Source organism: Allobosea lathyri (assembly GCF_900108245.1).
Lineage (GTDB): Bacteria > Pseudomonadota > Alphaproteobacteria > Rhizobiales > Beijerinckiaceae > Allobosea > Allobosea lathyri.
Map to the genome: position 1 here is coordinate 388,736 of NZ_FNUY01000004.1, position 15,193 is coordinate 403,928.

At 65.3% G+C, this 15,193-nt stretch carries 13 protein-coding genes; 10 read left to right on the forward strand and 3 right to left on the reverse strand.

Going from position 1 to position 15,193, the window contains the following annotated elements:
- Positions 1-49: 49 nt before the first annotated feature.
- From C4S73_RS12295 to hemC, 3 genes are all read left to right on the forward strand, one after another.
- Positions 50-1,261 (forward strand): divergent polysaccharide deacetylase family protein, encoded by a 1,212-nt coding sequence (locus C4S73_RS12295; RefSeq protein WP_146071340.1) that lies wholly within the window; start codon positions 50-52, stop codon positions 1,259-1,261.
- Positions 1,258-1,770: an RNA pyrophosphohydrolase gene (locus C4S73_RS12300; RefSeq protein ID WP_200827992.1), complete on the forward strand. Its 513-nt coding sequence runs from the start codon at positions 1,258-1,260 to the stop codon at positions 1,768-1,770. The genes C4S73_RS12295 and C4S73_RS12300 overlap by 4 nt, the downstream gene beginning before the upstream one ends.
- A gap of 190 nt (positions 1,771-1,960) precedes the next feature.
- Positions 1,961-2,905, forward strand: coding sequence for a hydroxymethylbilane synthase (hemC, locus tag C4S73_RS12305; RefSeq protein WP_103872777.1), 945 nt, complete (start codon positions 1,961-1,963; stop codon positions 2,903-2,905).
- A gap of 186 nt (positions 2,906-3,091) precedes the next feature.
- Here hemC and aptA read toward each other — a convergent pair whose 3' ends face one another.
- Together aptA and C4S73_RS12315 are read right to left on the reverse strand one after the other, a co-directional pair.
- Positions 3,092-4,423 carry an omega-aminotransferase AptA gene (gene aptA / locus C4S73_RS12310; RefSeq protein WP_103872778.1) on the reverse strand — a complete coding sequence of 444 codons (1,332 nt, stop codon included), beginning with the start codon at positions 4,421-4,423 and terminating at the stop codon, positions 3,092-3,094.
- 130 nt (positions 4,424-4,553) lie between these two features.
- The gene (locus C4S73_RS12315; protein ID WP_103872779.1) at positions 4,554-5,432 is read right to left on the reverse strand and encodes a GntR family transcriptional regulator; all 879 of its coding nucleotides are present in this window, start codon (positions 5,430-5,432) and stop codon (positions 4,554-4,556) included.
- Between the two features lie 85 nt (positions 5,433-5,517).
- Between C4S73_RS12315 and C4S73_RS12320 the strand changes: the two genes are divergently transcribed.
- A complete protein-coding gene (locus C4S73_RS12320; protein WP_103872780.1) occupies positions 5,518-6,660 on the forward strand; it encodes a C45 family autoproteolytic acyltransferase/hydrolase in 1,143 nt (380 codons plus the stop codon).
- A gap of 114 nt (positions 6,661-6,774) precedes the next feature.
- A complete protein-coding gene (locus C4S73_RS12325; RefSeq protein WP_103872781.1) occupies positions 6,775-8,358 on the forward strand; it encodes an ABC transporter substrate-binding protein in 1,584 nt (527 codons plus the stop codon).
- A 6-nt stretch (positions 8,359-8,364) separates the two neighbouring features.
- Here the strand turns inward: C4S73_RS12325 and C4S73_RS12330 are convergent, their stop codons facing one another.
- Complete coding sequence (locus C4S73_RS12330; protein WP_103872782.1) at positions 8,365-8,985, reverse strand: GntR family transcriptional regulator; 621 nt, start codon at positions 8,983-8,985, stop codon at positions 8,365-8,367.
- Between the two features lie 172 nt (positions 8,986-9,157).
- Here C4S73_RS12330 and C4S73_RS12335 point away from each other — a divergent pair, with 172 nt between their 5' ends.
- From C4S73_RS12335 to C4S73_RS12355, 5 genes are read left to right on the forward strand one after another with little or no spacing between them, the layout of a single operon-like run.
- The gene (locus tag C4S73_RS12335; RefSeq protein ID WP_103872783.1) at positions 9,158-10,045 is read left to right on the forward strand and encodes an alpha/beta hydrolase family protein; all 888 of its coding nucleotides are present in this window, start codon (positions 9,158-9,160) and stop codon (positions 10,043-10,045) included.
- 48 nt (positions 10,046-10,093) lie between these two features.
- The gene (locus tag C4S73_RS12340; RefSeq protein WP_103872784.1) at positions 10,094-11,638 is read left to right on the forward strand and encodes an ABC transporter substrate-binding protein; all 1,545 of its coding nucleotides are present in this window, start codon (positions 10,094-10,096) and stop codon (positions 11,636-11,638) included.
- Between the two features lie 38 nt (positions 11,639-11,676).
- Positions 11,677-12,621: an ABC transporter permease gene (locus tag C4S73_RS12345; protein ID WP_103872785.1), complete on the forward strand. Its 945-nt coding sequence runs from the start codon at positions 11,677-11,679 to the stop codon at positions 12,619-12,621.
- On the forward strand, positions 12,618-13,436 hold the full coding sequence (locus C4S73_RS12350; RefSeq protein ID WP_103872786.1) for an ABC transporter permease: 819 nt from the start codon (positions 12,618-12,620) through the stop codon (positions 13,434-13,436). The genes C4S73_RS12345 and C4S73_RS12350 overlap by 4 nt, the downstream gene beginning before the upstream one ends.
- A complete protein-coding gene (locus tag C4S73_RS12355) occupies positions 13,433-15,100 on the forward strand; it encodes an ABC transporter ATP-binding protein (protein ID WP_200827993.1) in 1,668 nt (555 codons plus the stop codon). Before C4S73_RS12350 ends, C4S73_RS12355 begins: the two co-directional genes overlap by 4 nt.
- Positions 15,101-15,193 lie beyond the last annotated feature (93 nt).

Consider the following 15,193-nt stretch of genomic DNA (forward strand, 5'->3'; position numbering starts at 1 on the left):
GCGGGCCACTGATTCGGGTCCGCTTCGCTTAAGCTGAGGACGGCTGCCCTTGGCCGGAACGCCGCTCACGGAACTTAATCGGCCGCTTGGCCAAAACCGGGCCGAGCCTCATGGCAAACCATGGGGCCGCTGGCTCGTGATGGCGTCGGGCGGCGTGGTCGGGACCGTACTGGTCGCGGTCCTGCTCCTCATCGCGCTGCGCCGCGACCCCGATGGCGGCCAGCCCATGGCGACCGCGACCATCGAGAAGCGCACCGAGCAACCGCAGCTTGCCGCGATCCCCGTGCAGCCCGGCGTGCCGCAGGGTCCGCGCACGCAATCGAATGCCAGTCAGCTCGAGAACGAAGCGGGCGTGACGGTGGTACGCCCGGGCGCCGACATGCCCGGCTCGATCATCATCACGATCCCCGATAGCGATGGCCCGATCAAGCTGGCGCCCTCGCCCGACAACCGCCTCGTCGAGCGCAGCCGCTATGGGCTGTTGCCCAAGACGGCACCGGATGGCGCGACACCGCTGCAGATCTATGCCCGCCCCCTCGGCCCCCAGCCTGCCACCAAGCCGGCAGGCCGGATCGCGATCCTCGTCGGTGGCCTCGGCATCAGCCAGAGCGGCACGGCGGACGCGATCGCCAAGCTTCCCGGCACGATCTCGCTCGCCTTTGCACCCTATGGGCAGGAGTTGGAACGCACCGTCCAGCGCGCCCGCAGCGAAGGGCACGAGGTCTTCCTGCAGCTCCCGATGGAGCCCTTCGACTATCCCGACAACGACCCCGGCCCGCACACCTTGCTGACCGGCCCGAAATCCAGCGACAATCTCGACCGTCTGCACTGGGTGCTCGGCCGCTTCACCGGCTATGTCGGCATCGTCAATTTTCTCGGCGGACGGCTGACAGCCGACGAGGCGGCGCTCTCGCCGATCCTGCGCGAACTCGCCGGCCGCGGGTTGATGGTCGTCGACGACGGCTCGTCCTCGCGCAGCCTGCTGGCCTCGTCGGCGGGACGCGCGCAGATCCCCGCGATGAAGGTCGACCGCGTCATCGACAGCGTGACGCGGGCCGATGCAATCGACAAGGAACTGGCTGGCCTGGAAGCGATAGCGCGCGAACAGGGCGTGGCGATCGCCTCTGCAAGCGCGCTGCCAGTCTCGATCGAGCGGATCGCGCGCTGGGCGCAATCACTTGAAGGCAAGGGGCTGGCAATCGTGCCGATGAGCGCCGCGCGGACATTGCGCAACCCGAAAACCACCGGATCCCTGAAATGACCGACGCTCCTCCCGAAGGCTATCGCCCCTGCGTCGGGCTCGCCTTGTTCAATGCCGACGGCCTTGTCTTCGTTGGCCGGCGCGCCAACAAGAAACAGCGCGAACATGTCGCTCCCGGCCATGAATGGCAGATGCCGCAGGGCGGAATCGATGCCGGCGAGACGCCGTTGCAGGCCGCGCAACGCGAATTGCAGGAGGAGACCAACGTCACCTCCGCGACCTTGCTGGCCGAGGCGCCGGGCTGGCTGAGCTACGACCTTCCGGTCGCCATCGGCAAGCAGGCCTGGAAGGGCCGCTGGCGTGGGCAGGCCCAGAAATGGCTCGCCTTCCGCCTCACCGGGCCCGAGTCCGAGATCAATGTCCTGAACCCGGCGGGTGGCCACAAGGCCGAGTTCGACGCCTGGCGCTGGGCGAGGCTCGACGAGACACCCGATTTGATCATTCCCTTCAAGCGGGACGTCTATCGCGAGGTCGCGGTCCTGTTCGCGCCCTTCGCCAGGCCGGCCTGAGCCGCCCCCGCGCAGTCTCGGAGCAGCGATGTTTGCGCGCATCCCCTCCTTGCCGCTAAAACGCTCGCGGCAAACGGCTTCCCGGATTCGGGGCGGCGGAACGCCACACTCGCGGTAATCGCAATCCGTTGATATAAAACGGTTCTAATCGACAGAGGCCGACAAGCCTCGGGCTCAGGTGAAGTTCTCCATGCTTTTGAAAATTGGCACGCGGCGCAGCCCTTTGGCCATGGCGCAGACCAATTACATCATGGGTCTGATCAAGGCGAAGCACCCGCAGACCGAGTTCTCACTGCATCCGATCGCCACGGTCGCGGATCGCGACCGGGTCTCCGAATTCCATCAGTTCGGCATGATCGGGGTGTTCTCGACCGAGCATGAAGAGCAGCTGATTTCCGGCGAGGCCGACATCATCGTCCATTCGCTGAAGGATCTGCCGACGACCTTGCGCGACGGGCTGGTTCTTGCGGCCGTGCCCGAGCGCGCCGATCCGCGCGACGGCCTGTGCGGCTCGACCCTGGCCGATCTCAAGCCGGGTGCTCGCGTCGGCACGGGATCGCTGCGGCGCCGCGCCCAGATCAAGCATCTGCGCCCCGATGTCGAAGTCGTGCCGATCAGGGGCAATGTCGGGCCGCGACTGGCGAAGATCGATGGCGAGGATGGGCTCGACGCCGTCATCCTCGCTCAGGCCGGTCTGCAACGCCTGGGTCTGGAGCGGGCGACGTCAGAACTGCTCGATCCGCATGTTTTCCCCTACGCGGTCGGACAGGGTGCACTCGGCGTCGAGGCACGCGCCGCAGACGCCGAAATCCTGGCGCTCCTCAAGGACATTGAGGATCCCAGGGCGCGTGCGGAAGTCGATTGCGAGCGGGCCATGCTGCATTCGCTCGGCGCCGGCTGCAGCCTGCCGGTCGGCGCCTCCACCAGCTGGGACGGCGACCAATTGACGCTGAGGGCGCAGATCACCTCGCTCGATGGCCAGAAATGCATCGTGGCGAGCGAAACAGCACCCTCCACCCAGGCGGTCGAGCTCGGACTTGCCACCGCCGATGTGCTGCGCAAGCGGGGCGGCGTCGAAATCCTCGAATCATCCTATCGAAGCTTCGGCGGCCATTTCAAATTCATCGGCGCCTGACCCGTCCGCTCGACATCGCCGACCTGTAGATCTCGCCTTCTCCATCGAATGAAGGATGTTCGTCGCCGACGAACTCCCCATTCTCAGGATCGCGCGCTGCATGCTCGCGCGCATCACCTGCCGCCCCGGCCACTTCCCTCCCAAAGGCGATCGGGGCGGCAATTTTCCTCGGGCAACCTCCGCGGATCAGTCGATCCGCGAGAGCGCCATCTCGATCGACGCAAAAATCGTTTCGATCTCCTCGGGCGAGATGATCAGCGGCGGCGAGAGCACGATCGTGTCGCCGGAACTGCGCACCAGCACGTCGCTCTCATGACAAAGCCGCGCGCAGGCCGAGCCACGCGCACCGGCCGCGCCTGCGCGCGGGTCGAGATCGATGGCGCAGAGCAAGCCGGCGGTGCGGATATCCAGGACATGCGGATGGCCCTTCAGCGCATGCGCGCGCGACTCCCAGAACGGCAGAAGGGAGCCGAGATGTCCGAGCAGATTGTCTTCAGCGAAGACATCGAGCATCGCGAGCCCAGCGGCGCAGGCCAACGGATGGGCCGAATAGGTATAGCCGTGGAAGAGTTCGATCGCTTCGGGCGGGCCGTTCATGAAGGCGTCGAAGACATGGCCCGCGACGAGCACGCCGCCCATCGGCACGGCGCCGTTCGTCATGCCCTTGGCGCAGCTCATCAGATCGGGGGTTACGCCATAGGCCTGCGCCGCGAAGGGCGTGCCCAGCCGGCCGAAGCCGGTGATGACCTCGTCGAAGATCAGCAGGATGCCGTGCTTGTCGCAGAAGGCACGCAGCCGCTCGAGATAACCGCGCGGCGGCGGATAGACCCCGCCCGATCCGGTGACGGGCTCGACGATCACCGCCGCGATCGTCGCCGGATCATGCACCAGTAACAGTGCTTCCAGCCCGTCGACGATACCGGCGCCGGCTTCTGGCTGGCCCTGCGAAAACGCCATGGTCGCGCGGTCATAAGGCAGCGGCAGATGGGCGGTGTCCGGCAGAAGCGGCCCGAAGCCGATCTTGTGCCGGCCAATGCCTGCGACGGACAATCCACCGAAGCCCATGCCATGATAGCCCTTGGCCCGGCCGATCAGCTTGGTCCGGCCAGCATCGCCGCGGGCGTGATGGTAGGCACGCGCGATCTTCAACGCGGTATCGACGGCTTCCGAGCCAGAATTGACGAAGAAGACGTGGTCGATGCCCTCCGGCGCGAAATCGCAGAGACGCGTCGCGTATGCCTGCGCGGCCGGGTGGCTCATCTTGAAGGAGGACACGAAATCGAGCCGTCCCGCAGCTTCGCGGATCGCCTCGACGACGCGCGGCTGCCCATGCCCGGCATTGACGCACCAGAGCCCCGCCATGCCGTCCAGAACGCGATGCCCCTCCGGCGTGATGTAGTGCATGCCCTCGGCGCGGTCGAACAGCATTGGTTCGCGCTGAAAACTGCGCATCGGCGTGAACGGCATCCAGAAAGCATCACGCTGATTGGCCAGATGGGGCGAAACGGGGGCGTTCATGGCGGCTCCTATGGGCGGCTCTGCCTCCGCAGGGATGGCCGCGCATGAGAGCGGCCTCGCCCGCGCGGCGAGATGACGAGCAAACTATGTGTTTATTGAATAAAAAAGACAACCGGCTCGCCGGCCGATGTCAGATCCGGCTATCCCCATGCCGCAGCACGCTCGCGCGCAGAAGATGGCTGCGCATCAGGGCCGAGGCGATCTCATGCTCGCCGCTCTGCAGGTAATCCAGAATCTGCATATGCTCCCGGCAATTCACCTGCACCCGCTCGAATCCAAAGACCCAATCGTAGTTCGAAAGCCGCCGCAGCTGGTTCTGGCGCCTGATCGCAGAATGAATGAAGCGGTTGCCCGATGCCGCCGCGAGCCCCTCATGAAAATCGGCATTCATTTCATAAAGCGCGATGCTCGCCGCCTCATGCCAGGGCCGCGCCAGCATATCGGCATGCCGGCCACGCATCTCGTCGACCCAGGCCCGCTCCAGTTGGAAACCTGGCTCAAGCAGCGCCGCCGGTTCGATCAGCAGGCGAAAGCGGTAGCGTTCATCATGAACCCGTGGATCGCGCGGCTCCTGCAGAAAGCGCCAGCCATAGCCGGGCTTGCGCTCGACCATGTCGAGATCTGCGAAGCGAGCCAGCAGCCGCTGCACCTCCGGCCGGCCGATTTCATAGCGCCGCATCATCTCCAGCTCGGAAATATCGTCGCGCAGGACGCCGGCCTCGCGGTCACGCGCGATCCTGACCATGGCGAGCTCGGCGCCATCCGGCAGCGCGCCGTTTCCGGCCGGCGGAGTCGCGGCCAGAAGTTCGACGCCCTTATTGGCATGACGCCGCACCAGCCCCTGCTCGGCCAGATAGGCCAGCGCCGCCCGAACCGGCGTGCGCGACACATTCAGGCGCCGCGCGGTGCTGTTTTCGTTCAGCCAGTCGCCGGCACCGAGACCGTCCTCGCGCACCATCTGGAGGATCTGCTCGGCGATGTCCTGCTGCAGCCGTGTCGGCGTCGCCATGAAAAGGCCCTTGATTGTCTTAATTCAAGATGAAATACATTAGCGCGAAAAAATTCGCCAGACCAGCATCAAAGAGGTCCGCTCCATGGTCCAGCCCTGTCCTTTCGTCGATGTATCGGGCACGCCCTATGAGCGTGGCCGGCAGCACGGCCTCGCCGTGCCCCAGCGCGTCAAGCGCAGCATCGAGCTTTATGGCGGCCAGCTCAATGAACTCGGCTTCGACGCGGCCGCGAAATCGGCGCTGATCGCCGAATTCGCCGGAGAGATCGAAGCTTTCGGCGCGCATTATGTCGAGGAGATGCGCGGTATCGCCGATGGCGCCGGCGTCGCGCTCGAAGACATCGTGATGGTCAATGCCCGCACCGAGGTCATGGCCAAGGCGCGGCTCCAGACAAACAAGCCGGTCGAAGCCGAGGAAGAACTCGACGACGGCTGCACCGGCGCGGTCATCCTGCCCGAGCGCAGCGCTACGGGCGAGCTGATCCACGGCCAGAACTGGGACTGGAAGGCCGAATGCGCGGAGACCGCGATCGTGCTGCGCGTGCGGCGCGACGACGGGCCGGATTTCCTGACCTTCGTCGAGGCCGGCGGCCTCGCCCGCTGCGGCATGAATGCCGCCGGCGTCTGCATCACCGCCAATTACCTCGAATCCGAACGCGACTTCAGCCAGACCGGCGTCCCGCTCGCGCTGATCCGGCGCAAGGTGCTCGAGCAGGAGCATCTCGCCTTCGCGATCAAGGCCGTGGCGACGACACCCAAATCCTGCTCGAACAACATGATGCTCTCGACGGTGAAGGGCTTCGCCATCGATTTCGAATGCGCGCCTGACGAAGCCTTCCCGATCTACCCGTCCGAGGGACTGATCGTGCATGCCAATCACTGGGTCAGCCCGATCGCGCTGACCAAGCTCCGCGAGACCGGCACGCCGCGCGTTCCCGAAAGCTTCTACCGCGACTGGCGCGTCCGCAAGCTCCTGGACGAAGCCGGTGGCAAGCTCACCGTCGACGATCTCAAGCAAGCCTTCTTCGACGATTTCCTAACGCCTTATTCGGTCTGCCGCCCGCCGCGCCTCAACGACACCGGCAATCTCTCGGCGACCGTCGCGATGGTGATCATGCAGCCGGCCAAGGGCATCATGGAAGTTGCCCCGTTGCCGGCACTGAACCGCACCTTCACGCGCTACAGCCTGACTGAAGACCCGGTGCTGCTGGCGCAAGCCGCCGAGTGACGAAAAGACCTTAGCCCTCAGGGGCAGGCCCCGGCCTTCAGCGCCGGTTCCGGGAGCGGAGACGATTCCCCCGCTCCCGAGCACAGCCAGACCAAAGAAAAACAGGGGAACGTGATGGCTCGCAGAAATTTCGTATCAGGCTGGTCCGCGCCACGCCTTGCCGCTGCAACCGGCATGCTGGCAGTGGCGCTCATGGCCGCAACGCCCGGCCATGCCACCACCGCGCGGGTGCATCTGAATGCCGACATCCGCAGCATCAATCCGGGCGTCAATCGCGACGACAATACCGACGCCGTGGTCCTGCACATGGTCGAGGGGCTCGTCGCCTATGGCGAGGATTCGCAGGTCAGGCCGCTGCTGGCCGAAAAGGTCGCGATCTCCGATGACGGGCTGACCTACACCTTCACTTTGCGCAAGGGCGTCAAGTTCCACAACGGCGCCGAATTGACCTCGGCCGACGTGGTCTGGAGCTGGAACCGCTATATGGATCCGAAGACGGACTGGCGCTGCCTGTCCGAGTTCGACGGACGTGGTCGGGTCAAGGTCGAGGCTGTGACCGCGCCCGACCCCTCGACCGTCGTCTTCAAACTCGACAAACCGAGTTCGCTTTTCCTCGCCAGCATCGCCCGCACGGACTGCGCGATGACCGCGATCCTGCACAAGGATTCGATCAAGGCCGATGGCAGCTTCGACAAGCCGATCGGCACCGGCCCGTTCCGCTTCGCCGAGTGGCGCCGCAGCGAATACATCCGTCTGAGCCGATATGAAGGCTATTCCAGCCTGCCCGGCCCCGTCGACGGCTATACCGGCGGCAAGCGCCCGCTGGTCGACGAAGTCCGCTTCATGATCATTCCCGACAGCTCGACCGCCAGGGCGGCGCTGCTGCGCGGCGATATCGACATCATCCCCGACATCGCCAATGCCGACGTCCGCGAACTCAAGACCAACTCCAAGGTCGAACTCTCGGTCGTCTCGAATATGGGCCTGGTCGGCATCCTCCTGCAGACCCGCGATCCCCTGCTGAAGAACGTCAAGCTGCGCCAGGCCATAGCTGCCGCGCTCGACACGGAGGAAATCGTTGCCTCGGTCACGGACGGCCTCGGCAAGCCCAATAATTCGATCGTGCCGGCCATGTCGACCTACTACACGCCCGTCCAGGCGAAGGGCTATCGCTTCGACAAGGCTGCCGCCAAGAAGCTGCTGGCGGAGGCCGGCTACAAGGGCGAGCCGCTCGTCATGCTCGCCAACAAGCGCTATCCGCAAAGCTTCGATTCCGCGGTGATTGCCCAGCAGATGCTGCAGAACGCCGGCATCAACGCGACGATCGAGGTGCTGGAATGGGCGACGCAGCTCGACCGCTATTCCAAGGGCAATTACCAGCTCCAGGCCTTCCCCTACTCGGCAAGGCTCGACCCGGCGCTCAGCTTTGAATCGGTCACCGGCCCCAAGGAGACCCAGCCGCGCAAGGTCTGGGACAATCCCGAGGCACAGGCCCTGCTCGACAAGTCGATGGTGGTTTCCGACAAGGCCGAGCGGCAGGCGATCTTCGACGAGCTTCACAAGCGCTTCATCGACGAGGTGCCGATGGTGATGCTCTATAACGGCCTCGACGCCGGCGTGTATGCCAAGCGGGTCAAGGGCTACAAATCCTCGATCCTGTCGAAGCCCAGGCTCTGGGAAGTCAGCATCGCCGAGTGAGCGCCCTCAGAGACCGTCCTTGATGATGTGGCTCGCGATCAGCCGGGTGAGGCCGGCTGTATCGCGAACCTCCAGCGCCGCGATCATCGCGATGTGGTCCCGGTCACTCTGGAGCAGCGATTCATGCGAGCTCCAGACCGTCACTGCCGAGCCGCGCGACCGGTCGCGCAGCGACCAGATCATCTCCTCCAGCACCGGATTGCCGCAAAGGCTGTAGAACACATGGTGGAATTCGCCGTTGATCTGGCTCTGCTCCATATGCGTGCCGGCGCTGACGGCAGCGCCGAAGCGGGCCGCCAGTTCCTTCAGTTTGGCGATCGTCGCCTCGTCCATTCGCGCGACGATTTCGGCAACCGCCGCCGTTTCCAGGATCACGCGCGTCTCGCGAATAGCCCGATAGGTCTCGGTGTCGAGCTGGGCGACGCGGTAGCCGCGATTGGGCACATGCTCGATCGTCTTGCGGACCGCCAATTCGTCGAGCGCGCTACGCACATCGAAGCGGGTCGCGTTGAACTTCTCTTCGAGGTCGATCTGCCGCAGCCACTCGCCGGGCCGATAGGCGCGCATATGGATGGCTTCGGCGATTTCGCCGGCAAGGGCGCGTTTTTCTTTCCGGCGGGCTTTCATCGGGCCTCTCTAGAGCATGGCACCGAAAAACGGGAACCGGTTTTCGGACAACACCATGCTTGAACGTTTGGATGGATGACGGATTCGAAAACCTGGGCATCTGCCTGTTGCAGGGCCCATAATAACATGCAACATAATTGGCGCCAATTATACCGCCAATAGGATCTACACGATGACCGCTCCCGCCGCTGTGAACCCGAAGCCGGAAGATGAGGCCGCCGCCCGCGGCAAGGCGCTCTATGATCTCGGCCCGACGCCGGTGATCGCCTGCCGTCAGGATCCGCGCTTCAGCTATTGCCTCTATGCGCCGTCGACGCTTGCAGAACGCGGCGAGCCGCCCGAGCTTGTCGTCGCCATGCATGGCACCGGCCGCGGCTTCACCGGATATCGCGACGCCTTCGCCGAGTTCGGCCGCTGGAACAATTGCATCATCCTCGCCCCGCTATTCCCGATCGGCGTGCTCGGCGACGATAATCGCGATGGCTTCAAATACATGCGCGAAGGCAACATCCGTTATGACCAGGTGCTGCTCGCCATGGTCGAGGAGGTCGCGCAGCGCTATCGCGCGAAATTCGATCGCTTCGGTCTGTTCGGCTATTCCGGCGGCGGTCATTTCACGCACCGTTTCCTGATGCTGCAGCCGCAAAGGCTCTGGGCGGCATCGATCGGCGCGCCGGGTTCGGTAACGCTGCTCGATCCAACGCGCGACTGGTGGGTCGGCACCCGCAACATGGCCGAACTATTCGGCACTGCTCCCGATCTCGAGGCGATGCGTCAGGTTCCCGTGCAGATGATCGTCGGCGCGGCCGATCTCGAAACCTGGGAAATCACCCACCAGCCGGGCGGCCGCAACTGGATGCCGGACGCCAACCACGCCGGCGCGACCCGCCCCGAGCGGCTGGCCAGCCTGCGCAAATCCTTCGAGGCCGCGGGGGTCTCTGTGCAGTTCGATCTCGTGCCGAACATGGCGCATGACGGCCTGAGAGCCGTCCCGCGCGTGCAGGACTTTTTCGCAGACATTCTGGCTCGTCGCCGCCGTGGCGGCGTCAAGGCGGCCTGAGATCGCCGCCGACCGGATCAAGAACACAACGATAACAGGGGAATCGCTATGAGCCGTATTCTAGCCTCTGCCTTCATGTTGGCCGTGCTCGCGAGCCCGGCTGTCGCGCAATCCGTCACCGTCTCGGTGGCGGCCGACATCCGCAGCATCAATCCCGGCGTCAACCGCGACGACAACACCGATGATTTCGTCCTCCAGCTCGTCGAGGGCCTCGTCGGCTACGGCGAGGATGGCACGGTAGGCCCGCTGCTGGCCGAGAAGATCGACGTCTCCGCCGATGGGAAGACCTACACCTTCACCCTGCGCAAGGGCGTGAAGTTCCATAACGGTGCCGACCTGACCTCGGCCGATGTGCTGTGGAGCTGGAACCGCTACATGGACCCGAAGACGGACTGGCGCTGCCTGTCCGAGTTCGACGGCCGCAACGGGCTGAAGGTCGAGTCGGTCGAGGCTCCCGATGCCGGCACTGTCGTGATGAAGCTCAACCAGTCCACCGCGCTGTTCCTCGACGCGCTGGCACGCACCGACTGCGCCATGGCGGCCGTGATCCACAAGGATTCGGTCAAGGCCGACGGCAGCTTCGACAAGCCGATCGGCACCGGGCCCTACAAGCTCGGCGAGTGGAAGCGGGCCGAATATTTCACCATGACCGCCTTCGACGGCTATTCGCCCTTGAAGACCGACGGCAAGCGCGATGGCTATCTCGGCTCGAAGCGCCCTCTGATCAAGGACGTGAAATTCCTGATCGTGCGCGATCCCGCGACCGTCAAGGCTGGCCTGATCTCCGGCGCGATCGATCTCGGCGAGATCCTCTACAGCGACGTCCCCGAGCTGAAGACCAATCCCAAGCTTGAGGTCGCCGTCGCCTCGAACGCCGTTCGCCATGCCTTCCTGATCCAGACGCGCGATCCGCTTCTGAAGAACCAGAAGCTGCGGCAGGCGATCGCTGCATCCATGGATATGGACGAGATCGTTGCTGCCGCCTCGTCGGGCCTCGCGCAGCCCAACACCTCGCCGATCTATCCGGGTTCGGCCTATTTCGGCGCCGTCGAGAAGCAGGGCCTGAAATACGACCCCGCCCAGGCCAAGAAGCTGCTGCAGGAGGCCGGCTACAAGGGCGAGAAGATCACCATTCTCGCCAACAAGCGCTCGACCGTGCCGAGCTTCCCCGCCGCCGTCGTGGCGCAGGCGATGATGCAGGCCGTCGGCATCAATGCCGAGATCGAGGTGCTGGAATGGGCGACGCAGCTCGACCGCTACAACAAGGGCAACTACCAGATGCAGTCCTTCTCCTATTCCTCGCGCTTCGACCCCGCGCTGGGCTTCGAGCAGTTCGCCGGCCCCAAGGACAAGCAGCCGCGCAAGGTCTGGGAGGAGCCGCAGGCGCTCGCCCTGATCGACAAATCGATGGCGGTTGCCGACAAGGCCGAGCGGCAGAAGCTGTTCGACGAGTTGCACAAGCGCACGATCGACGAGGTGCCGCTGATCTTCACCTTCAACGGTCTCGACGTCCTCGCCCATTCCAAGCGCGTGAAGGGCTTCCAGCCCTGGCAGTCCAAGCTGCGCATGTGGGAAGTCACGCTGGCGAACTGAAGCCGTCGAAACCTGTCCCATAGCCGAAGGGGAAGCGGATGCTGCGCTTCGCACTGACACGGGTCGCCATGGCGCTGCCGACGCTGCTGATCGTGGCAGTGTCGGTCTTCGTCCTGATCCGCCTGATACCGGGCGACCCTGCGCAACTCATGCTGGGCGACCTGGCGACACCGGCGAGCCTGGCCGATCTGCGCGCCAAGCTGGGGCTCGACCAGAGCCTGCCGACCCAGTTCCTGATCTGGATCGGCAAGGTCCTGCAGGGCGATTTCGGCCAGTCGATCAACTCGCAGCAGGCCGTGCTCCCGCTGATCCTGTCGCGCTTCTGGGTCAGCGCGCAGATCGTGCTGACCGCGGTTCTGCTGGCCAGCCTCGTGGCCGTGCCGGCCGGCGTGATCGCCGCCTGGCGGCAGGATTCGACGCTCGACCTCGGCCTCGTCGCAACCGCGACGCTGCTGCTTTCGATCCCGACCTTCTGGCTCGGCCTGCTGCTGCTGCTGTTCTTCGGCCTCAAGCTCGAATGGCTTCCGGTCGTCGGCTATGTCTCGATCGGCGACGACCCCTGGGCCGGTGTGCTCTATCTGGTGATGCCGATCCTGACGCTGTTCCTGCACGAAATCGGCGTCATCCTGCGCATGGCGCGGGCCTCGACGCTGGAGGTGATGCGGCTGGACTACATCACCCATGCCCGCGCCAAGGGCCTCTCCGAAATGGCCGTGCTCTGGCGTCACGCCTTCAAGAACGCGTTCGGGCCGACCTGGACGCTGATCGGCCTCGTGCTTGGCAATCTGCTGGGCGGCATCGCGGTGGTCGAAACCGTCTTCACCATTCCCGGCCTCGGCCGGCTGCTCGTCGATGCGATCTTTGCCCGCGATTACCCGGTGATCCAGGGCTGCATGCTCTTCGTCGCCTTCACCTATGTGCTGGTGAACCTCGTCATCGACCTCTGCTATCCCATCTTCGACCCGAGGGTGACGGCCGAATGAAAACTCCCGCACCCAACGCGCTGATCGGCGGCGCGCTCATCGGCGGCCTCGCCATCGTCGCCGGCATCGGCGCGGTCTGGACGCCCTTCGATCCGCTGCAGCTGAGCTTCCGCGCCAAGCTCGCCGCCCCAAGCGCGGCCCACTGGCTCGGCACCGACGAATTCGGCCGCGATGTCCTGAGCCGTCTGATGGCGGGCGCTGCGACCAGCGTCTGGATCAGCCTGCTGACGGTCCTGCTCGCCGTCACGCTCGGTACGATCATCGGCATCTTTTCCGGCTATGTCCGGGGCTGGTTCGATCGCATCGTCATGGCGTTCAACGACGCGCTGCTCGCCTTCCCCGGCATCCTGCTGGCGCTTGGGCTGCTGGCCGTGGTCGGCGCCAACAAATATGGCATCATCGTCGCGCTTGGCATCGCCTATACGCCCTCGGTCGCGCGCATCGTTCGCGGCACCGTGCTCTCGCTGCGCGAGAAGGAGTTCATCTCCGCCTCCCGCGTGATGGGCAATTCCGAGGCCTTCACCATGGCCCGCCACATCCTGCCCAATTGCATCGCGCCGCTCACAGTGCTGGCGACATCGCTGTTCGGCTGGGTGCTGCTGGCCGAGAGCGCCCTGTCCTTCCTGGGCCTGGGCGTCCCGCCGCCGGCGCCGACCTGGGGCAACATGCTAGCAGGCAGCCGCCCCTATATCGGCCAGGCGGTCTGGCTCGGCATCTTCCCGGGCCTGTGCATCTCGCTGACGCTGCTCGGTATCAACCTGCTCGGCGACGCCGTGCGCGACCGGCTCGATCCGCGGATGAGGGGCATGCGATGAACGCCATCAAAGCCCTGTTGGAGGTCAAGGACCTCACGCTGAAGATCGGCGCGACCGGGAAGACCGTCGTCAACGATGTCAGCTTTTCGGTGTCGCCGGGCGAGATCGTCGGCATCGTCGGCGAATCCGGCTCCGGCAAGACGCTGGCCGCGCGCGCCCTGATGGGTTTCGTGCCGCCGGCCGTCAGGATGACCTCCGGTTCGATCCTGTTCGACGGCGAAGAGGTCACGACGATGCCGCCCAAGCGCCTGCGCGCGATGCGCGGCTCGCGGGTCGGCATGGTCTTCCAGGAGCCGATGACCTCCCTCAACCCGTCGATGCTGATCGGCCGCCAGCTCGACGAGGGCCTTGCCCTGCATCGCAAGCTCGATGCGGCTGGCCGCAAGGCGTTGATCCTCGACATGCTCCGGCGTGTCGGCCTGCGCGATCCCGAGGGCGCCCTCACCGCCTATCCGCACCAGTTCTCCGGCGGCATGCGCCAGCGCATCATGCTGGCCTCTGTCATGCTGCTGAAGCCGGCCCTGCTGATCGCCGACGAGCCGACCACCGCGCTCGACGCCGTCGTGCAGCGCGACGTGATGGAGCTGATGGTCGACCTGACCCAGGCGAACGGCACCGCCGTCCTGCTGATCTCGCACGATCTCGGCATGGTCGCGCGCTATTGCAGCCGGATCGTCGTGATGTGCCAGGGCGACGTGGTCGAACAGGGCTTGGCCGAGGACATTCTGGCGCGTCCGCAACATCCCTATACGCGCAAGCTGCTGGCCGCGATGCCGCACCGGCTGCCGGCCCGCGCATTGCCGGAAGCGCAGACGCCGATCGTCGCCGCGCGCGAGCTGATCGTCGACTATCCCGGCCGGCAGGGCTTCTTCCGCAAGGAAGCTCCCAAGCGGGCGCTTCACGGCATCAGCCTTGAGGTTCAGCCCCGGCAGGTCGTGGCCGTCGTCGGCGGCTCGGGCTCGGGCAAGACCACGCTCGGCCAGGCCATTGCCGGCCTGCTCAAGCCCACCGGCGGCGACATCCTGTTCAACGGCAAGCCGATCTTCAAGAGCGAAACAGCCTATTGGGACTACCGCCTGAGCTGCCAGATGGTGTTCCAGGACCCCTATTCCTCGCTCGACCCGCGCATGACCATCGGGCAGCTCGTCGCCGAGCCGCTGCGGTTGGTGCCCGGCATGAGCACGGACGAGAGGAAAGCCCGCGTCGCCGAGGTGCTGGCCGAGGTCGGACTGAAGGACGGCTTCGCCAGCCGCTATCCGCACGAACTCTCGGGCGGGCAGCGCCAGCGCATCGCGATCGCGCGCGCCATCGTGCGCCGGCCGAGCTTCGTCATCGCCGACGAACCGGTCTCGGCGCTCGATGTCACGGTGCGCGCGCAGGTTCTCGAGCTCTTCGCCGAATTGCAGCGCAAGCACGGCTTCTCCTGCCTGTTCATCAGCCATGATCTCGGCGTGGTCGAGCAGGTGGCCGACCGCGTCATCGTCATGCATGAGGGCCGCATCGTCGAGGAAGGCTCGCGCGACGAGATCTTCGACAATCCCCGCCACGCCTACACCCGCAAGCTGCTTTCGGCCGTACCGGGCCTCGAAAGCACCGGCGATGGCGGCGTGCGCCTGTTCTGGCGCTTGGCCGATCAGGACAAAGAAATGGCCGTGCCGGGCTGATCAGCCAGCGGCACGGCCAGTCTATCTTTCGACAGCCCCGGCCCTCGTCCTGAGAGCCATTCCCAAAGGAATGGCGTCTCCAGGGATGGGGGC